We start from the raw sequence: 19,258 nt of genomic DNA, 5'->3' as shown, positions 1-19,258 counted from the left end.
GAGTTCCCATGTGCTATTCCGCCCTGATCCGCGCCGACTACGCCAAGCTGGTGCGCGAGTTCGGCGCCATCCTGTCGCTGGAAGAATTCGCGGAGCTGTACGCGCACGATCCTGGGAAGAAGCGCCCCAGAACTCCCAAGGCGATGGATGACGGCTTCGCCGGCGCGCGCACCGAGCAGGGCCGCGACATCGTCGCGAAAATCCAGCAGTGGCATGCGCAGGAACGCCAGGATCTGGAAGCGGAGCTGGCCCGCCAGCGCGAGCGACGCGATATTGCCAATGCCACGCTGGCGACCCGCCCCACCCAGAAGGCACGCAACGACCTGCGCGTGGCCGGCAACCGCATCGATCGTGCGCAGGCTCGACTGGAAGATCTGCACCGGGTGCAGCTGGTGCCGCGCGACAACCGTATTTTCCCCGGTACCTACGCACCGGTGATGGTCAGCGAGGGCGGCAAACGCGTGATCAAGCCGATGCGCTACCAGTGCCGGCTGCCGGACAAGCCTGCGCGCAACGACGTGCTATATCCGGGCACCTACAACGCGCGGCGCGACAGCCTGGAAGGCTATTGGCGCGGTGCGTTCGGGCTGCGCCACGGCGTGGTGGTGGTGCAGGCGTTCTATGAGCACGTGCCACGCCATGCCATCGCCGGCCGTACGCTGGGCGCCGATGAGAAGGATCAGGACGTGGTGCTGGAGTTCCGGCCCGATCCCCCGCGCGACCTGCTGCTGGCCTGCCTGTGGGCGGAATGGGAAGGACCGGAAGGTCGCCTCCTGTCATTTGCCACGATCACCGACACGCCTCCGCACGACGTCGCCGCTGCGGGCCATGACCGCGGCGTCGTTCCCATCCGCAAGGAACACCTCGATGCCTGGCTCAATCCCGATCCGGATGACCTGGCGCGGCAGTACCGCATCCTCGACCACCGCGAGGAGATCCGCTACGTATACGAAGAAGCGGGCTGAACACCGCGCACAGATGAAAAACCCCGCCTGGGCGGGGTTCATGGATCAGGGATTGCCGCCGCACATCGCCTCTTCGCAGAAGGCCTGTTCCTGCAGGCATTGTTCGACCTCTCCACCCCGCGCGATGCAGCTCTTGTAGAGCTGGAAACAGGGCTGGCCACACCACGCGGCAGAGGCCGTACCACCGAAGACCGCCATCGAAAGGACACCCGCAGCAACCATGCGCTTGATCCACTTCTTCATGCCACTCTCCTTGTAGGCCTGAGCATTCAGGCCCGGGCAGGATACGCCCACCGCTTCAGCACGCGCCAATCAGGCGCTGGCGCTGGCGCGGCCCACTGCGCGTACCAGCGCTTGGCTCAGATCTGCCGAGAGATAGGGCTTGACCAGCAGCACGCCGGCCAGCATCGGCTCGGGCAGCTGCTCGGCCTGCATCCCGGTGGCCAGCACGAACGGCACTCCGCGCGCCGACAGTGCCGCAGCCACCGGCTCGCTGGTCTCATTGCGGGCCAGGCGGTAATCGAGCAGGGCCACGTCCGGGGTCGACGCCTGCAGCAGGCGCAGCGCTTCAGCCACGCTCGCGGCCAGCCCCACCACCGTCGCACCGGCATGCACCAGCTGCATCTGCAGCAGTGCGGCACTCATCTCGTCGTTCTCGACCACCAGCACCCTCAGGTCCTGCAACACTGTCATCGGCTACCGCTCCTGGAGGCATTCAAGCCGCCGCAGTATAGCCATGACAGGGCCGAAGCCGACAGGACGCGCCCCGATCGGCCTCCCCACTATGAAAGCCGTGCCGACCTCGGTTACACTCGCACGCTGCCTGCCGGTGTGGCGGAATGGTATACGCAGCTGACTCAAAATCAGCCGGGGGTGACCCCATGAAGGTTCGAGTCCTTTCACCGGCACCACTGCATCAAAGGCCAGGTCACCGACCTGGCCTTTTGCATTTTCAGGGCCCGGGCGCCGACACTGGCGACGATGCCAGCGCCCGCCCTGCCCACGCTCCCTGCCACCCTGCCCGCACGGCTGCGTCCACTGCACGTGGATGATGCTGCCGCCTGGGCCCGCTATCTCTCGCTGCCGGGCGTGACCGAGCACACCAGCTGGGGCGACGTTTCCGAAAGGGCACTGCGCTGCCAGATCGCCGGTTACCTGCCCACGGCAACGGACCAGCGCTGGGCGCTGGTGGGCGCCGACAGCCAGCTGATCGGCACCGTTGGCCTGAACGGAATCGACCTGTCGCATGGCCGCGGCGAACTTGCCTATGATCTCGATCCGCGCTGGCAGGGTCAGGGACTGGCCACGCAGGCAGCACGCGCGGTGCTCGAATGGGGCCATGCCGCACTCGCTCTGGTCCGAATCCAGGCGACTGTCCTGGACAGCAACGCCCGCTCGATCGCCGTGCTGGAACGCATCGGCATGCAGCGCGAAGGCCTGCTGCGCGCTTACCGGCGGGTTCGAGGACAGCCCCGTGACTTCTGGATGTACGCCCGCGTCGAAGGCTCCGCGTCACCATGCTGAAACACAACTGCGACTTCCGGCAAGCTTTGGAATAGACGCAGCGCACACTTTTCTTGCAAGCCACACGTGCTTCTGCCTATCGTGATCCCAGCCGGAGCTGGGGGCGGGGGAATGCATGACGTTGCGTGCGGCACTGTTTTTTCTGGTCACGCACGCGCTCGTCATTGCCTTTGTTGGCCCGCAGGACCCGGTCGGCTCCTACCTGATGCTGATCACTGCGCCGTTGCTGGCTGCACTGGCCTGCGTGCGGCGTGCGCGTGACAGCCGCCAGGGGGCCTGCAAATGGCGGACGCTGGGCGCTGCCGTGGGCCTGTTCTCGCTGGCCCTGCTCGCCCTGCTGTACCGCAATGTGGCCGGCCTCGATCCTGCGCAGATGACCGTGTCTTCGCTGATCCTGTACGTGTTCTACCGCATCCCCCTGACCTACGTGGCCGCCAGCCCGGGCGGCGGCAACCGCTGCATCCGCGCGGTGGACCTGCTGATCATCGCGCTGCTGTGGCTGCTGTACTTCGGGCACACGCGGGCGATGGCGCATTTCAACGCCGCATTGTGGACGCAGTGCCTGAACGCCATGAGCAACCTACAGAACAGCCTGGTGTTCTGCTTCGCGCTGATCCGCTTCCTCGCCGAGGACAATCCCGACCGCCGCGATTTCTTCCGGACACTTGCGATCTACGCGCTGGGCTATTTCCTGCTGGCGTTCTACATCAACACCTACCAGCCGCAGCTGCCTGACGGCAACTGGGGGGACCTGCTGATCAGCGGACTGTTCGTGGTGCTGGCCGTCATGGCCGCCAGCAAGCGCCGCTATCCGGCGGTGGAGGTATCGCGCAGCCTGCGCCGCATCGTCGACGCCGGCGTGCCGTTGATGCTGCCCTTGCTGCTGATGATGGTGGCGCTGCTGGTCGCGCGCCTGCAGCCCACCCTGGCCACGGTGGGCTTCATTGGTGCCATGCTCGGTTATGCCCTGCGCAGCGTGCTGAGCCAGGTGGAGATCCAGCGCCAGCGCGATGAGCTGGAAACGCTGGCGCGGCGCGATCCGCTGACTGGGCTGGGCAACCGCCGCAGCTTCGACGAATCTCTTGGCAATGCCCGTGGCCGCGCACGCCGCCAGGGACTCGGGCTGGCGGTACTGATGATCGACATCGACCACTTCAAACGGCTCAATGACACCTATGGCCATCCGGAGGGCGATCGTCGCCTGCAGTCGGTCGCCGCCATTCTTGATGGCTGCCTGCAACGGGGTGACGATCTGCTGGCGCGCTATGGCGGCGAAGAGTTCATCGCCGCCCTGCCCTCGCCCGATGCCGCCCACGCCCTGGGCCTGGGCGAACGGCTGCGCGCTTCGGTTGAAGCCGCAGCCCTGCCCGCCCCCGAGGCCACCGTAACCATCAGCATCGGCGTGGCCTGGCAGGCACCCGGCGAAGACCGCGATCCGCGCGACCTGGTCGAACGCGCCGACCAGGCCCTGTATCGCGCCAAACATGCCGGACGCAACTGCGTACGCGGCGACACCGATAGCAAGGAAGACCCGTCCGGTCGCCGCGCCTAGACCGCGTGCAGCCCCGCTGTTCCGTGCCGGGGCCCGGCCCCGCCCTGCACGCGGAAGCTGGCCACGGTCTGCAGCAGCTGCGCCGACTGCTCTTCCATGCTGCGCGCCGCCGCCGACGCCTCCTCGACCAGGGCCGCGTTCTGCTGGGTGCCCTGATCGATCAGGTCGACCGCATGATTCATCTGCTGGATATCGTCGCTCTGCTGCTGCGAGGCCGTGCTGATTTCAGTCATCAGGTCACTGACCCGGCGCACGTTGGTCACGATTTCATCCATGGTACGGCCCGCGCTCTCAACCTGCGCCGTGCCGGCGCCCACATTGGCAACCGACTCATCGATCAGGTGCTTGATCTCCTTGGCTGCGCTGGCCGAACGCTGCGACAGCTCGCGGATCTCAGTGGCAACCACGGCAAAGCCGCGGCCATGTTCACCGGCACGCGCAGCCTCCACCGCTGCGTTCAGCGCGAGAATGTTGGTCTGGAAGGCGATGCCGTCGATCACTCCGATGATGTCGACGATGCGCCGCGACGAGGCATTGATCACCGCCATCGTCTCGACCACTTCATGCACCACAGTGCCGCCTCGAGCGGCGACGTCGGCCGCTCCACCGGCCAGCTGGCTGGCCTGGCGCGCGTTGGTGGCCGTGCGCTGCACGGTCTCGGCCAGGCCCTTCATCGACACAGCGGTTTCCTCCAGCGAGGCCGCCTGCTGCTCGGTACGCTGCGAGAGGTCGCTGTTGCCCTGTGCGATTTCGGTCGCGCCGACTGCGATGGTGTCCGCGGCGAACTTGATCTGGCCGATGATCGCGGCCATCGCCTCGACCAGCGAATTCACGCCTTCGCACAGTTCGGCGATCGACCCGTTCTTGTCGGCGGTGGCCACGCGCTGGGTCAGATCGCCCTGCTTGGCGGCAGCCACCACCTCGCGGGTCTGCGCCACGGCGCGCTGCATGGCCTGGTTCTCGTGCACCTGCGCGGTGATGTCGGTGGCGTACTTGACGACTTTGAACGGCTTGCCATTGAGGTCCAGGATCGGGTTGTAGGATGCCTGGATCCAGACCTCGCGCCCGCCCTTGCCCAGGCGCCGATACTGGCCGGCGTCATATTGGCCGCGCCCGAGCTTCTCCCAGAACTGGCGATACTCGACGCTGCTGCGATGCTCAGGCTCGACAAACAACGAATGGTGCTGCCCGCGCACTTCGTCCAGGCTGTAGCCGGTAGCGGCCAGGAAATTGTCATTGGCCGACAGGATGCGGCCATCCATGCTGAACTCGATCACCGCCTGCGATTTGGCGATCGCGGCCAGTTGCCCCGCCGAGTCGGCCGCCTGCAGCTTCTGCGCGGTGATGTCGGTCGCGAACTTGACCACCTTGTACGGCCGCCCCTGGCGGTCCAGCACCGGGTTGTACGAGGCCTGGATCCAGATCTCGCGCAGACCTTTGCCGAAGCGGCGGTACTGTCCGGCGTCATATTCGCCACGCCCCAGGCGTACCCAGAAGTCGCGGTATTCCGCGCTGCGCGCCTGCTCGGGGTCGACGAACAGGGAGTGATGCTTGCCCTGGATCTCCTCCAGCCGGTAACCCATCGCCTGCAGGAAATTGTCATTGGCCCGCAGGATGGTGCCGTCGAGCGCGAACTCGATGACGGCCTGCACGCGATGCAGCGCGGCCACCTGCGCTTCCAGCTCGGTGCGGTCGGTCATCGCCGCCTCCGTGCTGGTGCGTTGCTGCGGCGCCAGCACGCCAAGCAGCGCACGCCACGGCGACCAACGGGTATGCAGCTCGGCCGGCGCCTGCGCGCCTGCCGTGAAGCCTGGAATGAGCATTGTCTGATCCTCGGTGTCCGGTAAGCGGTTGTGACCCGACGGGCGGGATGCCCGGCGGCAACATCAGTTGCCAGGGACTACAGGTGCCAACGGGCACCTCTCGAGCGACTGCCAAGAACGTCTGCTGCGGGTGCGATCGGCATCTGGAAGCGGCGGAACACACTGCGCGGACCGCCCGTCGGGGGCAGCCTGGGGTCCTGCGGCGGGTGACTGGAGCGGGATCCAGAGGGAGTATCGGCGACGCCGTCGGCCGCTTTAGCGGGATTCCGCGACGTCCGTCGCAACTCTGTGCATTGCAGCCGGAATGCGGTAGACGATTGCCGTGTACTTCACGCCCTGCTCACGTGCCACAGCCTGCCCACCAAGGGACTCAGCCAATGCACGGCTGGACCGGTTCCGTTCCGCCACCGGGTAGCGGAACGCAGCACAGCGCAGGCGCCCGGAGGCCGCCGACCACACCGCCGCCACTGCCTCGCGGCCATAGCCGTGCCCATGCATCACTTCTGCGATCCAGATGCCCAGTTCGGGTTCTGCTTCACGGGCTCGATGCAGGCCTGCCAGGCCAAGGAATACCCCATCCCCGCGCCTGCGGATCACCAACGTGATGTCGGTCCCGTCGGCGATGGTAAGCAGCCACGCCCGCCAGACGCCAGCAAACGCCTCCTTCGAGGGTGGCGGCTCGAACGCCATATAGCGGGTCAGCCCGGGTGTGATTGCCACAAATGCCTCGTCGGCATCACCGGGCGTGAAAGGCCGGAGGTGCAGCCGCGGACTGTCGATGGTCCAGTCGTCCAATGTCATCTTCTGCATCGCCTGGGCATTGCGTGCAGCATCGCTCAGCAGAAGGATGCAGCTCAAGGCAGAAAGGTTTACATGACCAATGCGGGATTCCCCAGCAGGAGAAAATGACCAGCATGAAGGTCCCGCAGGATGCTTATCGACATGGAGATCGCATGTTCCCTCGCTTTGCCAGCCTTCTCTTCCTGGCCCTGTGCAGCAGCAGCGCGCTGGCCAACGACGCCGCCTATCGACCCGCCTTCCACCCCGACCAGCTGAAGGGACCACCCGCAGGACGCCCGAACGAAGTGCTGGTGCTGGGCAGCCCGCACCTGTCCAGCCTGCCGGAGACCTTCACGCCGGCGATGCTGGAACCTCTGCTGCAGCGCCTGGAAGCCTGGCGGCCCACCGCGATCGCGGTGGAGAACCTGTCCGGCCTGCAGTGTGACTTCATGCGCCGCAATCCGGCCCGATACGCGGAGAGCGTAGCGGACTACTGCGTCGATCCGGCACCGGCGCAGGCCGCCACCGGCCTGGACGTGCCCAGCGCCAACGTGGAGATGGAACGCCTGCTTGCGGATTGGCCGAAGGCGCCAACCGCTGCCCAGCGGCGCCGATTGGCCGCCGTGTTCCTGGCCGCGGGCGAAAGCAGCTCGGCAGTCGTCCAATGGCTGCGGCTGCCCAGGGAAGAGCGACGTGCTTCGGACAGCCTGACACCGGAACTGGTGCAGTTCCTCGACACGCGCATGGCCCGCCGCAACGAGGCCGGACTGGTGGCCGGCGTACTTGCGGCACGCCTGGGGCTGGAGCGCCTGTGGTCGGTCGACGACCACACTGCAGATTCGCCAACACCGGAATCGCAGCAGAAGGCCTACGCTGCCGCCATACGCGGTGCCTGGCACAATTCCTTCGTCAAAGCGCGCAAGGCGGCCGATGAACGACTGAAGGCCAATCTTGCTCAACCGGATGGATTGCTCGCAATGTATCGCGCCTACAACGCCCCCGAGGCCGCGATGGTGGCCTTCAACAGCGATTTCGGCGCGACCCTCGTCGAGCCCTCGCCGGAAGGCTTCGGCCGCAACTACGTGGGCTACTGGGAAACCCGCAACCTGCGCATGGTCGCCAACATGCGCGACATCCTGGGCCAGCATCCAGGCACCCGCATGCTGACCATCGTCGGTGCCTCGCACAAGGGCTACTACGAGGCTTACCTCGATCTGATGCACGACGTGCAGCTGGTCAGTTCGGATGAAGTACTGCGCTGACGCAACATGACGTGGAGGATGCGGTGACCATCCACCGCATCACTCCACCGCGTTCCTGCCCGTCCGCCACAGCACGATGCTGGCGGCACCGATACAGGACAGCGTGAACACCAGCAGGGCGACCGCGCCGCCCTGCAGTACCGGCAGCAGGGCCTGCGCGTGAAGGTCGCCGCGCAGCTGTTCCGCACGCAGGCAGGCGGCCAGCGCGAGGCACCAGCCAACCATCGCCGGGGCGTAGGCCCGCATCGCAACCGGGTTCCAGACCTTCATGGGATCACCTGCATGAGTGGATGTGCGCGCAGTATTCGCGCACGCCCTCTCACAGGCTGAGATCAGCCCTCAGCGGCTTCGGAATCATCGCCGGGCAGCTCACTGGCCTCGCCCTGCACCTGTACGTTGTTGCGACCCATTGCCTTGGCCCGGTAGCACTGGGCATCAGCCGCCGCCACGGCCTGGTCCACGCTCATCCCACCCGCCAATGGCGCGATACCGATGCTGGCACCCACATGCAGGCGGTCCCGGTCCCACGGAATCGACAGCGATGCCAGGGTGTGCAGCAGTTCACCGCCGATGCGCGCGGCACGACGCGGCGTGCAGCCGGACAGGATCACTGCGAATTCGTCGCCGCCCAGACGCGCCACTACGTCCGAATCGCGCACACCGTGGCGCAGCACGCTGGCCACCGCCCACAGCACGGCATCGCCAGCCAGATGGCCCCAGGTGTCGTTGACCGGCTTGAAGCGGTCCAGGTCGATGTACATCAACGACGCGGCCTGGCCAGTTCGCTCGACGCGGGTGATCGCCTGCTGCAGATGCACCTCGAAACCGCGACGGTTGCTCAGCTCGGTCAGCGGATCGATCTCGGCCAGATGGCGCGCTTCGCGCTGGCGCGCGCGCTGCTGGGTGTCATCACGCAGTACCCACACTGCACCGCGTACATGACCTTCATCATCGCGCAGCCAGGCACGGGTCAGGTCGACCGGGATCGTGGCCGTGCCCAGGCGCAGCAGAAGATCGGCGTGCAGGTCCACCGCATTGCTTTCCGGGTCCAGCAGGACCGACACATCCAGTACCGAGCCGGGCGCATATTCGGTGGTCAGTGCCAGCACGTCCTGCACCTTGTGCCCGGCCAGCGACAGCGCGCCATCACCCGCCAGGGTGCGTACTGCGGCGGCATTGGCGTAGTCGATACGGCCATCCAGGCTGACACTGAGCACCAGGTCGGCAACCGCATCAAGCGTGATACGGCTGCGCTGCTCGCTCTCGAACAGGCGCTGCTCGCTGCTGCGCTGGGCGCTGATGTCCTGGATCTGCGACACGAAATGCAGCGGTTCACCGTGCTCGGTGCGCACCAGCGACACCGACAGCCGCGCCCAGATCACCTTGCCGTCGCGATCGAGATAGCGCTTTTCCAGGTGGTAGTGGCTGCGCCGCCCGGCCAGCAGATCCTGCACCAGGGCCAGGTCGGTCTGCAGGTCATCGGGGTGGGTCAGGCGCTGGAAATCAACCTGCAGCAGTTCTTCGCGGGGGTAGCCCAGGATCCGGCACAGTGCGTCATTGACGTCCAGCCAGCGTCCTTCCAGCGACACCAGCGCCATGCCCAGCGCCGCCGACGTGAACGCACCGGCGAATTTCTCTGCCGACAGGCGTGCTTCGGCGCGCGCCTGCAGGATCTCGGTGATGTCGATGGACATGCCGACATAGCCGATCCGCGCGCCGCCGGCACCATCCATGCGGCTGATCGACAAGCGCACCTGGCGTGGCTGGCCATCCTTGCGCCGCAGTGTCCACTGCCGTGAATAGGTCTGCTCATCGGCGCGGGCGCTGAGTGCTTCAAACGCGCCCGGCAGGCTTCCGTCCGCAGCCGCCAGCGGACGCAGCCAGGCCGCCAGCTCGTCCGGATCGTGGAAATCACCCAGTCGCCGCTGGCCGACCACTTCTTCCGCGCTGTAACCCAGCAGGCGTTCCGCGCCGGTATTGAACAGGGTGATGGTGCCTTCGGTATCGGTCGCGATCACCGCCACCTCATCGGACGCGTCGACCACGGCCTGCAATCGCTGCCGGCTCTCGGCCGCATCCTGCCGCGCCTGCTGCAGCTCGGTCACGTCGGCGTGCGCACCGGCCATCCACAGCGGTCGTCCCTGCCCGTCCCATTCGAACACGCGGCCACGGTCGTGGATCCACATCCACTGGCCGTTCTTGTGGCGCATGCGCAACAGGCAGACATAGTTGTCGCTGCGGCCTTCGAAATGGTCCTCGAGCGCCGCGTCGGACAGGGCGATATCGTCGGGATGGACCAGCGTCAGGAACGTCTTCTGGCACACCGGCTCCAGTTCTTCCAGCCGATAGCCGACAATCTCCGCCCAGCGCGCATTGACCCGCATTTCGCCGGTCTGCACGTTCCATTCCCAGGTACCGGCAGCGGTGCCGTCGATGATCATGGCCAGGCGCCGGCGCTCCTCTGCCAGTTCCTGCAGGCGCCGCTCGAGCAGCCCGTTGCCGTTGTTTCCCTGGCCCGCCATCAATCCGGTCCCCGGCCCGCACAGGCGGGCAGCAGCCGCAGCACAACGCTGCAGCCCTCAACGAAGACAACGGGTCCTGCTGGCGTCATGGCCCTCCCCAGCGACAGCGGGGAGGCCAAACGCCCCCCTCAGGCGCAAGTGTGCGCAATCACGGGGAAAATCGACAAGTCCCCCGCCACGAATCAAGCGTGACGGGGGACACGGTCCTCAACTGCGCTTGGCGCGGGCGAAGGCCTCCGCCAGGGCGTTGTTGGCCGGGGGCGCGGACTGAGCGGGACGGCCGCCATTGCCCTGGCCCCGGTTTGGCCCGCGGTTCTGGCCGCCTGCGTCGCGGCGCGGCCCCTGCCCCTGGCCGCGGTCATCGCGCTGGCCCGGGCGGCTGGTGGCCTGGCCCGGGGTATCGTCCAGGCGCCGGGTCAGGGCGATGCGCTTGCGCGCCACGTCCACCTCCAGCACCTTCACCTTGACGATATCGCCGGCCTTGACCACGTCGCGCGGGTCCTTCACGAACGTATCGGAGAGCGCCGAAATGTGGATCAGGCCGTCCTGGTGCACGCCGATATCGACAAAGGCGCCGAAGGCCGCGACGTTGCTGACCACGCCTTCCAGCACCATGCCCTCGCGCAGGTCCTTGATGTCCTCGACGCCCTCGGCGAAGCGCGCCGCCTTGAACTCCGGACGCGGGTCACGGCCCGGCTTTTCCAGTTCCTTCAGGATGTCGCGCACGGTCGGCACGCCGAAGGTGTCGTCGGTGAACTGTTCTGCCTTCAGGCCGCGCAGGAAGCTGCCATCACCGATCAGCGCCTTGATCGGGCGCGCGGTGCTGGCCACGATGCGCTCGACCACCGGGTAGGCTTCGGGGTGCACCGCCGAGGCGTCCAGCGGCTGGTCACCATCGGCGATACGCAGGAAGCCGGCGCACTGCTCGAAGGTCTTCTCGCCCAGGCGCGCGACCTTCAGCAGGTCCTTGCGACGCTTGAACGGGCCATTGTCGTCACGATGGCGCACGATGTTCTCGGCCACCGTGGACGACAGGCCGGACACGCGCGACAGCAGCGCGGCCGAAGCGGTGTTCACGTACACGCCCACGGCATTCACGCAGTCCTCGACCCGCGCATCCAGCGCCCGTGCCAGGCGGTACTGGTCCACGTCGTGCTGGTACTGGCCGACACCGATCGCCTTGGGTTCGATCTTGACCAGTTCGGCCAGCGGATCCTGCAGGCGGCGCGCGATGGACACCGCGCCACGCAGCGACACGTCCAGCCCCGGGAATTCCTTGGCCGCGAACTCGGACGCCGAGTACACCGACGCGCCCGCCTCGCTGACCACCACCTTCTGCAGCTTCGGGTTGGCGGCAGCCTTGATCGCTTCGCCGGCCAGCTTGTCGGTTTCGCGGCTGGCGGTGCCGTTGCCGATCGCGATCAGTTCCACGTTGTGCTTGGCGCACAGCTGCTTGATCGTCTGCAGCGACTGGTCCCACTGGCGGCGCGGCTCGTGCGGGTAGATGGTGTCGGTGGCGACCAGCTTGCCGGTGGCATCGACCACGGCAATCTTGCAGCCGGTGCGGATGCCCGGATCCAGCCCGAGTACGGTCTTCGGGCCCGCCGGCGCGGCCAGCAGCAGGTCCTTCAGGTTGTCGCCGAACACTGCGATGGCTTCGGCCTCGGCCTTTTCGCGTGCCTGGTTGAACAGGTCCAGCAGCAGATGGGTGTGCAGCTTGGCACGCCAGGTCAGGCGGCAGGCATCCAGCAGCCAGCGGTCGGCGGCGCGGCCCTGATCGGCGATGCCGGCCTTGCGCGCCACGCGTCCTTCGGCGTACTGGTGGCCGGCCTCGGCCTCGTTGCCCGGGTCCAGCTCCAGGAACAGGATCTCCTCGCGGCGCGCACGGAACAGCGCCAGCAAGCGGTGCGAGGGAATCTTCGCCAGTGCCTCGGCGTGTTCGAAATAGTCACGGTACTTGGCGCCTTCGGTTTCCTTGCCCTCGGCCACGCGGGCACGGATCACGCCGGTCTCGCCCAGCCAGGTGCGCAGCTCACCGACCAGCGCGGCATCTTCGCCCCAGCGCTCCATCAGGATCGCGCGTGCACCTTCCAGCGCAGCCTTGGTGTCGGCCACGCCCTTGTCGGTGTCGACGAAGGAAGCCGCGAAGACCTGAGGGTCCTGCGTCGGGTCGGCCAGCAGGCCATCAGCCAGCGGTTCCAGACCGGCCTCGCGGGCGATCTGGGCGCGGGTACGGCGCTTGGGCTTGTACGGCAGGTACAGGTCTTCCAGCCGGCTCTTGGTGTCGGCGGCCAGGATGTCGTTGCGCAGTTCGTCGCTGAGCTTGCCCTGCTCACCGATGCTGGCCAGCACCGCCGCGCGACGGTCTTCCAGTTCGCGCAGGTAGGTCAGGCGCACTTCCAGGTTGCGCAGCTGGGTGTCGTCCAGGCCCCCGGTCACTTCCTTGCGGTAGCGCGCGATGAACGGAACGCTGGCGCCCTCGTCGAGCAGGCCGACGGCGGCACGTACCTGGGCGGACTGGGCACCGATCTCGTCGGCGATGGTCTGGGCGATCTGCTGGGCGAGCGCGCTCTGGGCGTTCTTGGCGTCGTGCATTGCTTCAGGTCTGTGCCGCGTTACGGGAAGACCCCATTCTGGCAATCCACGACGGAGCCGGACAAGGCATTGACAGGGGGCGAGGTTCAGCGGTGAGGCCGGAGTGGACGCCGGCATCCTGGCGAAAAGAGGGCTCGGACTGGCCCTGGGCTGGGATGCCGGCGCGGGCGCGCGATGGTGGGCGCGCCCTGCCGCGTGTTGCGGAGGTCAGCGGTAGTGGCGGGCGGCGCGCTGCATGACGATCTCGTCACGCATGCCTTCCAGGGCCATCAGGCGGACCTTGCCGACACCCTGCAGTTCCATGAACCGCTCCGTGTAGAACTCCGGCCCCAGCGCGGTGTCGGCGCGGGATTTGCTGAAGCCGTAGGGCACCACGCCCTTCTCGCCATCCTTGCTACCACCGACATAAAGAACGATTGCCATGTGATGTATTCCTCCAAATTGCTACTGCGTACTGCACTCGATGAGCGATGCTGCGAGCTCATCGAGGGAGAGCTTACCGCGTCGAACCTGACTGGAACGTCACGAAGGCTAATGACGATCGGTTGCATGCAGATGACTGCGGGATCGCAGCAGAATGCTTACGGATCTTTAACTTCCGACTAACGAATCGGGGGTTTCCAGCCAACGGCGCAGCCCCTCGTGGCTTGGTCGCGAATTGCGCTTCATGTGATTGGGTCGGTCGGGGTGGGTCCGCGGGACACGCCGTAAACCCGTCCATGGGGGCTCGATGGCGCCTTGCTCGTGTGCGCTGTCCTGCGCGCACGGCAAGACCGGGGTTGGGCGTCCTGCCCAACCCGCCCGAGGCATGCCTCGGGCCCATGGCGCCAACGGTCCCGCGAACCCACCCCGACCGACCCCCGACAGTTTTCGGGCACGTCCAGCCACGGAAAAGAAAAAGAAGATCAAAAGCAAAAGCGGCCTGGCCGGCTGCTTTGTTGCTTCCTGTAGAGCCAAGCCATGCTCGGCTCACGAGCAAGCGCAGCGCGCGACCCGCTTTTGCTGTTCTTTATTCTCTTCCATGGCTTGGCGCGCACGGAAATTGTCAGCGGCCGGGTGGGTGGGGGTGGCGGGGTATCCGCGGCATGGATGCCGCGGCTAAGCCCCCAGGGACGGGTTTACGGCGTGTCCCGCGAACCCCCCCCGCCCGGCCCAATCACATGAAACATATTCCGCGACCAAGCCACGAGGGGCTGCGCCGTTGGCTGGAAACTACGGCCACCAGCCGTGCCCGAACCGGGCGAAATGATCGGCCGCGCGTTCGAACGGGTTGCGCGCACTCACCCCGCCACACAGCAGGTACACCGGCAGGTACAGCGGCCCCAGCACCAGGTACTGGTAGACGTGCGCGCGCTCGTGGTCGTCCAGCCGGATCAGCGGCTCCACGCCCCACCCGGCCTGATGCGCATAGGTGCGGCAGGAAATGCCCAGGTCATGCCCGGTGTGCAGGATCACATTGCCCAGGGTGATCGCCCCACCCGGCCCCCACGGCCAGCGATCGAACACCAACGCGCTGTCACGGCCGCTCCAGCGCAGCGTCGCCCCGCCAAGCATGCCGGCCAGTCCACCGATCAGGCCGAGCAGTGAATTGGGGGACGTCCACACCGCGCCCAGCACCTGCAGCGCGCGCAGCCAGACCGGCCGGGGCGTCACGGGAGTCTTCAATCGGCCTCGTTGGGAATCAGCAGCCACAGGATCAGGTAGACCAGGATGCCAGGGAAGGCCGCCGAACCGATCGAGACCAGCACGAACACGATCCGCACCAACGTGGGATTCCAGCCGAAGCGATGGGCGATGCCGCCCATCACGCCGGCGATCATGCGGTCGTTCAATGAACGCGACAGCGTGCGCGGCGTGGTGTTCATGGCGGTTCTCCTGGGCTACGGGAAAAAGCAGTCGAACATGGCTCGACTCTACACCGCCCCTATGTCTACGGCGTGCGGTGGCGCAGGGCCTGCAGGCGGGCGCCGAACCAGGCGGCTGCAGTCTGTTCAGGCTGCCCCGGGCACTGGATGCGATAGGGCTTGCCGCTCATGCTGCTCTGGCTGGCGGCGCGCTCGATGAACTGCTCGGCGCTGTCCACCATGTTCTTCTTCAGCAGGTAATCGTACTTGCGCTGCAGGTGCGACCGCGCATCGCTGCCGTCGTACCAGCTGCCATTGCGCTGGAACCGGCACTGGGAGCCGTCCAGGCTGGAGATCAGCTGGGCGATCTCCCGGCGTGCATCCGTACTGGGTGCGGCGTGGGCAACAGGTGCTGCCAGCAGCAGCGTGGCAAGCAGCAGCGTGAACCGTTGCGACATCATTATTCTCCAAGGCAGTCGAGCAAGCTCGACTCTACAAAAGCGAAGCAAGCCTTACACGTCGCGCGCCTTCAACCAGCCATCGATCGTGGCCGGCACTTCGCGCTGCGCGCGACCGGACACGTAGATGCCGATATGGCCGCCACGGAAACTGGACTCGGTGTAATCCTCGGTGCCCAGGCGTCCACGCATTGCGCGTGAGGCGTCCGGCGGCACCAGATGGTCCTGCTCGGCGTAGATGTTCAGTACCGGCAGGGTCACCTTCGACAGATCCACCGCCTCTTCGCCGATCCGCACCGTGCCGTTCATCAGCCCGTTGCCCTGGTAGAACTGCTTGATGAAGTCGCGGAACGCCTCGCCCGCCAGGTCCGGTGAATCGAAGATCCACTTCTCCATGCGCAGGAAATCCTCCAGCGCCGCCTTGTCATCGAGGATGTCTAGCAGGCCGACGTACTTCTGCACGTTCAGGCGGAACGGCTTGAGCATCAGGTAACTGGCATTCATCAGGTCGGCCGGGATGTTGCCCAGCGTGTCAACCAACAGGTCCACATCCACCTGCCGCGCCCAGTGCGAGAGCATGTTGTCGGCGGTGTGGAAATCGACCGGGGTGACCATGGTGATCAGCTTGCCCAGCTTCTGCCGGCGCAGCGCGGCGTAGCACAGCGCGAACACGCCGCCCTGGCAGATGCCGAGCAGGTCGACCGGTCCACCACTGCGCGCGCGCAGCGCATCGACCGCGCCATCGATGTAGCGCAGCAGATAGTCCTCCAGGGTCTGGAAGCGCTCCGAGCGATCCGGGTAACCCCAGTCCAGCACGTAGACGTCCTGCCCCAGCGCCAGCAGCTTCTGCACCAGTGAGCGATCGGCCTGCAGGTCGACCATGTACGGCCGGTTGACCAGCGCGTAGACGATCAGCAACGGCGTGCGCCGGGTCGGTGCCTGTTCGCCGACGAAGCGGTACAGCACCACCTTGCCGTCGCGCCAGACTTCCTCGCGGGCGGTGACGCCATAGTCCACGTCTTCCACCTGCGGCAGCAGCTTCAGCCCTTCCATCAGCTTGCGCTGCATGGCCAGGGTTTCCTGCATCAGGTCATCGGCGTTGAAGCCCAGCGGTCCTTTCATCGGTCACGCGTCCGCGTGGAAGTACGGGGCGCTGCCTTTGGTGCAGCCTTCTTCGCAGGCGCCTTTTTCGCAGCCGCCTTCTTTGCCGGCGCGGCCTTCTTCGCGGCCTTGCGCGCGACCGGCTTCACCTTCGCCGGCGCCGGCTGTGCCACCGGATCGACCTCGCCCGTACCGGCCATGGCCACCACCTGTGCCTGCAGGCGGCGCAGGCTGCGCTCCAGCTCAGCGATGCGGCGGTGCGCGGCGTCCATCTCACTGCGGGTCGGCAGGCCGATCCGTTCACTCATCTGTTCCACCTCGTGCTGCAGGCCGGCGCGCAGGCGCATCTGAGCGTTGCCCAGCGCGGCATACACCTGCTGGAACGGTTCGGACATGGCGACCTTGGCGTAGGCCTCCTCGGCCACTTCAATCCACAGGTCGAACATCGCGCGGGCGCTGGTCAACTGGCTGCCCGGCTGCTCGTGCTCGGCCAGGCGCTGCTCGAACAGCGCGAAGGCCTCGTCCAGCGCCTGCTTGATCTGATCGACATAGGCGCGCGAATGCTGCTGGTATTCCTCCTGCGCCCGCAGCAGCGCCTGCCAGCGCGCCTGGTGCTCGCGGCCGGGCCCGAACGCCGGGCTCTGCAGCCACGGACCGGCCTGCAGCTGGAACTGCTGCAGCCAGGCGGCAAACTCCGGTACAGCGGCGCCAGCGTGGGTGCTGCCACGGGCGCCCTGCAGCATCCACTGCAGCATGCCGTCGCCCTGCCCCTGCACCGCCTCGCGCCAGGCTTGTGCCACATCGGCACTGCTGGCGTCGCGGCCGGCGAAACGCGCGGCCACTTCCTGCATGGTGCCGTACCAGCTGCCCGCCTGTTCGCGGAAGCGGCGCACGGCATCTTCCGGCGCGCCCTGCCCCTGCTCGGGCAACAGCTGGCCCCACCAGTCGAACAACCGCTGCCAGCTGCCGGGATCGTCACCAGCCGGTGCGCCGGGCGTGCTCGCATGGCGCAGGGCATCGCCCCAGGCGCTGAAGTACTGCCGGGCCAGGGTTTCGAAATCACTGCTGCCGGCGTCGTGGGCCGAGCTGGTCATCGCAGGCCTCCGCAGGGCTGGCTCATGGCTTGGGGATACGCAGGGTCTTGCTGATCATCAGCGACCCGGACAGGGCGAACAACAGCACCATCGGGTGCAGCTGCCACGGGCCGATCTGCCACTGGCCGAACCAGATGTTCTGGCCGATGGCATCGGTACCGGCGGCGATCGCCAGCACGATCACCAGCACCAGGCTGGTCGGGATCGGGGTGCCCTCGAAATACGCGACCTTGCCCTCGTCGCCGGCCAGCGCCTCGGCGGTGACGTTGTAGCGCGCCAGGCGGCTGACGCCGCAGCAGACGAAATAGCTCAGCACCAGCCAGTCCCAGCCGCCCTGCATGCCGCAGGCGTAGGCCAGCGCCGCCGGGGCCACACCGAAGGAGATCACGTCGGACAGCGAGTCCAGCTCGCGGCCCAGGGTGGAGCTGGACTTGCGCCAGCGCGCGATGCGCCCGTCGAGGGCGTCGAAAATGAAAGCCAGCGGGATCAACGCCATGCCGAACAGCAGGTAGCCGCGCTCGCCGTCCTGCAGGAAGCGCATTGCGGCAAAGACCGCACCGGTGCCGCAGAAAGCATTGGCCAGGGTGAACCAGTCGGCCAGCTGGAATTCGCGCAGCATCGAGAAGTGACGTTTCATGGGGTCTCACGGAGCATCAAGGCCCACAGGTTACCGCGAGCGCCGCCACTGGCGACAGCGCTGGCAGGCCCCAGCCTTCACCGCTCCCTCACCTGTCCTCACCGGCGGTGAATTTTTCGCCACCCATCTTGACAGCCTAGGGGGGTGGCGCCTGTCGCGGCTTATCCACAAAGTTGCCCACGCGTAATCCACACCCCCTGTGGACAACCAGATCTCACCGACTGCGACGCTGGACATTTCCTCATCACCCCGAAGCGGGGTTTCCCTACTTCCCAAGCCACAAGGTCGGCGCTATGGTCACCGGCGGACCCGCCGCCGCCACGTCCGAAACTCTGCAACGGACGATGATGATGCTGGATGCTCCCACTCTGGCCGCACAGCTGCGGCAGCCCCATGGCGAGGCCGCGCTGGCGGTGGCCGACTCGATGAACCGCAGCAACGGCGCACTCAACCTGGCCGCGATCGGGCTGCTGGCCGTCGGCACTGGCGAACGGGTCCTGGAGATCGGCCCCGGCAATGCGGCCTTCGCGCCGCTGATGCTGCAGGCCACCGACAGCCACTATCTGGGTATTGAGCTGTCCACCGCCATGGTCGAGGCCGGCAACCAGCGCCTGGCCAGCGCCGGGTTGGCCGAGCGTGCCGCGATGCGACACGGCGACGCTCATGCGCTGCCGGTCGCCGATGCCGCGATGGATGCCGCGCTGGCGGTCAACACCCTGTACTTCTGGCCGAACCTGGCGCCGGTGCTGGACGAGCTGGCGCGGGTGCTGCGCCGGGGCGGCCGCCTGTGCCTGGCCTTTGGCGACGCCAGCTTCATGCGCAGCCTGCCATTTGCTGCCGACTTCCAACTGCATGAGCTGGACGCGGTGGAGCTGGCGCTGCGGGTATCGGGCTTCCGCGTCTCGGCCTGGCGCAGCCACCGGGAATCTGCAGCCGGCAATGACGGCCAGATCCGCGAAAAGCACTTCCATCTGCTGCTGGCACAGCGGCGCTGAAGTGGTAGAGCCGGCCGCTGGCCGGCTGCCGCGGCATTCCGGATTGCCTGCCAGCGGCCGGCACTACCCCGCCGGCACCCGCCGCCAGCGAGCAACACAGAACACC

19 protein-coding genes and 1 tRNA gene are annotated in these 19,258 nt (G+C 66.8%); 6 read left to right on the top strand and 14 right to left on the bottom strand.

Annotated elements, in window-relative coordinates:
* The first annotated feature begins 8 nt into the window (after positions 1–8).
* A complete protein-coding gene (locus tag ABE423_RS15040; protein WP_346486589.1) occupies positions 9–965 on the top strand; it encodes an SOS response-associated peptidase family protein in 957 nt (318 codons plus the stop codon).
* 45 nt (positions 966–1,010) lie between these two features.
* Here the strand turns inward: ABE423_RS15040 and ABE423_RS15035 are convergent, their stop codons facing one another.
* Both ABE423_RS15035 and ABE423_RS15030 read right to left on the bottom strand, forming a co-directional pair.
* Positions 1,011–1,208, bottom strand: coding sequence for a hypothetical protein (locus ABE423_RS15035; protein ID WP_010484956.1), 198 nt, complete (start codon positions 1,206–1,208; stop codon positions 1,011–1,013).
* A 69-nt stretch (positions 1,209–1,277) separates the two neighbouring features.
* On the bottom strand, positions 1,278–1,658 hold the full coding sequence (locus tag ABE423_RS15030; protein WP_032129385.1) for a response regulator: 381 nt from the start codon (positions 1,656–1,658) through the stop codon (positions 1,278–1,280).
* Positions 1,659–1,790: 132 nt separating this feature from the next.
* On the opposite strand from ABE423_RS15030, the gene ABE423_RS15025 reads away from it, so the two are divergent.
* The 3 genes from ABE423_RS15025 to ABE423_RS15015 all read left to right on the top strand — a co-directional run bounded on the left by ABE423_RS15025 (position 1,791) and on the right by ABE423_RS15015 (position 4,041).
* Positions 1,791–1,876: transfer RNA gene (locus ABE423_RS15025), tRNA-Leu, on the top strand.
* A 70-nt stretch (positions 1,877–1,946) separates the two neighbouring features.
* On the top strand, positions 1,947–2,489 hold the full coding sequence (locus tag ABE423_RS15020; protein ID WP_346486586.1) for a GNAT family protein: 543 nt from the start codon (positions 1,947–1,949) through the stop codon (positions 2,487–2,489).
* A gap of 115 nt (positions 2,490–2,604) precedes the next feature.
* The gene (locus ABE423_RS15015) at positions 2,605–4,041 is read left to right on the top strand and encodes a GGDEF domain-containing protein (RefSeq protein ID WP_125894550.1); all 1,437 of its coding nucleotides are present in this window, start codon (positions 2,605–2,607) and stop codon (positions 4,039–4,041) included.
* On the opposite strand, the gene ABE423_RS15010 is transcribed toward ABE423_RS15015, so the two are convergent.
* Positions 4,038–5,864 (bottom strand): methyl-accepting chemotaxis protein, encoded by a 1,827-nt coding sequence (locus ABE423_RS15010; protein WP_346486585.1) that lies wholly within the window; start codon positions 5,862–5,864, stop codon positions 4,038–4,040. The genes ABE423_RS15015 and ABE423_RS15010 overlap by 4 nt on opposite strands.
* Before the next feature lie 255 nt (positions 5,865–6,119).
* Complete coding sequence (locus ABE423_RS15005) at positions 6,120–6,722, bottom strand: GNAT family N-acetyltransferase (protein WP_346486583.1); 603 nt, start codon at positions 6,720–6,722, stop codon at positions 6,120–6,122.
* Between the two features lie 95 nt (positions 6,723–6,817).
* On the opposite strand from ABE423_RS15005, the gene ABE423_RS15000 reads away from it, so the two are divergent.
* Positions 6,818–7,906 (top strand): DUF5694 domain-containing protein, encoded by a 1,089-nt coding sequence (locus ABE423_RS15000; RefSeq protein WP_346486581.1) that lies wholly within the window; start codon positions 6,818–6,820, stop codon positions 7,904–7,906.
* 39 nt (positions 7,907–7,945) lie between these two features.
* Here ABE423_RS15000 and ABE423_RS14995 read toward each other — a convergent pair whose 3' ends face one another.
* The 10 genes from ABE423_RS14995 to ABE423_RS14950 all read right to left on the bottom strand — a co-directional run bounded on the left by ABE423_RS14995 (position 7,946) and on the right by ABE423_RS14950 (position 18,157).
* The gene (locus ABE423_RS14995) at positions 7,946–8,176 is read right to left on the bottom strand and encodes a hypothetical protein (RefSeq protein ID WP_049400551.1); all 231 of its coding nucleotides are present in this window, start codon (positions 8,174–8,176) and stop codon (positions 7,946–7,948) included.
* A 62-nt stretch (positions 8,177–8,238) separates the two neighbouring features.
* Positions 8,239–10,428: a PAS domain S-box protein gene (locus tag ABE423_RS14990; RefSeq protein WP_164081376.1), complete on the bottom strand. Its 2,190-nt coding sequence runs from the start codon at positions 10,426–10,428 to the stop codon at positions 8,239–8,241.
* 207 nt (positions 10,429–10,635) lie between these two features.
* The gene (locus ABE423_RS14985) at positions 10,636–13,023 is read right to left on the bottom strand and encodes a Tex family protein (protein WP_253145320.1); all 2,388 of its coding nucleotides are present in this window, start codon (positions 13,021–13,023) and stop codon (positions 10,636–10,638) included.
* A gap of 207 nt (positions 13,024–13,230) precedes the next feature.
* Positions 13,231–13,446, bottom strand: coding sequence for a hypothetical protein (locus tag ABE423_RS14980; protein ID WP_005410085.1), 216 nt, complete (start codon positions 13,444–13,446; stop codon positions 13,231–13,233).
* Between the two features lie 789 nt (positions 13,447–14,235).
* Entirely contained in the window at positions 14,236–14,688 is a 453-nt protein-coding gene (locus tag ABE423_RS14975; RefSeq protein ID WP_346486579.1) for a hypothetical protein, read from the bottom strand.
* Positions 14,685–14,888: a PspC domain-containing protein gene (locus tag ABE423_RS14970; protein WP_006374017.1), complete on the bottom strand. Its 204-nt coding sequence runs from the start codon at positions 14,886–14,888 to the stop codon at positions 14,685–14,687. Before ABE423_RS14970 ends, ABE423_RS14975 begins: the two co-directional genes overlap by 4 nt.
* 65 nt (positions 14,889–14,953) lie before the next feature.
* Positions 14,954–15,328, bottom strand: a complete 375-nt coding sequence (locus ABE423_RS14965; protein ID WP_125896003.1) for a YfeK family protein — start codon at positions 15,326–15,328, stop codon at positions 14,954–14,956.
* Positions 15,329–15,379: 51 nt separating this feature from the next.
* Positions 15,380–16,447 (bottom strand): class III poly(R)-hydroxyalkanoic acid synthase subunit PhaC, encoded by a 1,068-nt coding sequence (locus ABE423_RS14960; protein ID WP_071227618.1) that lies wholly within the window; start codon positions 16,445–16,447, stop codon positions 15,380–15,382.
* Entirely contained in the window at positions 16,444–17,520 is a 1,077-nt protein-coding gene (gene phaE, locus ABE423_RS14955) for a class III poly(R)-hydroxyalkanoic acid synthase subunit PhaE (protein ID WP_125895986.1), read from the bottom strand. The genes ABE423_RS14960 and phaE overlap by 4 nt, the downstream gene beginning before the upstream one ends.
* 22 nt (positions 17,521–17,542) lie before the next feature.
* A complete protein-coding gene (locus ABE423_RS14950; RefSeq protein ID WP_032130352.1) occupies positions 17,543–18,157 on the bottom strand; it encodes a CDP-alcohol phosphatidyltransferase family protein in 615 nt (204 codons plus the stop codon).
* A gap of 344 nt (positions 18,158–18,501) precedes the next feature.
* Here ABE423_RS14950 and ABE423_RS14945 point away from each other — a divergent pair, with 344 nt between their 5' ends.
* A complete protein-coding gene (locus ABE423_RS14945; RefSeq protein ID WP_049398211.1) occupies positions 18,502–19,152 on the top strand; it encodes a class I SAM-dependent methyltransferase in 651 nt (216 codons plus the stop codon).
* Positions 19,153–19,258: the final 106 nt, after the last annotated feature.

It is taken from the genome of Stenotrophomonas sp. TWI1409 (assembly GCF_039673015.1).
Lineage (GTDB): Bacteria > Pseudomonadota > Gammaproteobacteria > Xanthomonadales > Xanthomonadaceae > Stenotrophomonas > Stenotrophomonas maltophilia_A.
This window is presented reverse-complemented; position numbering and strand designations above follow the sequence as displayed.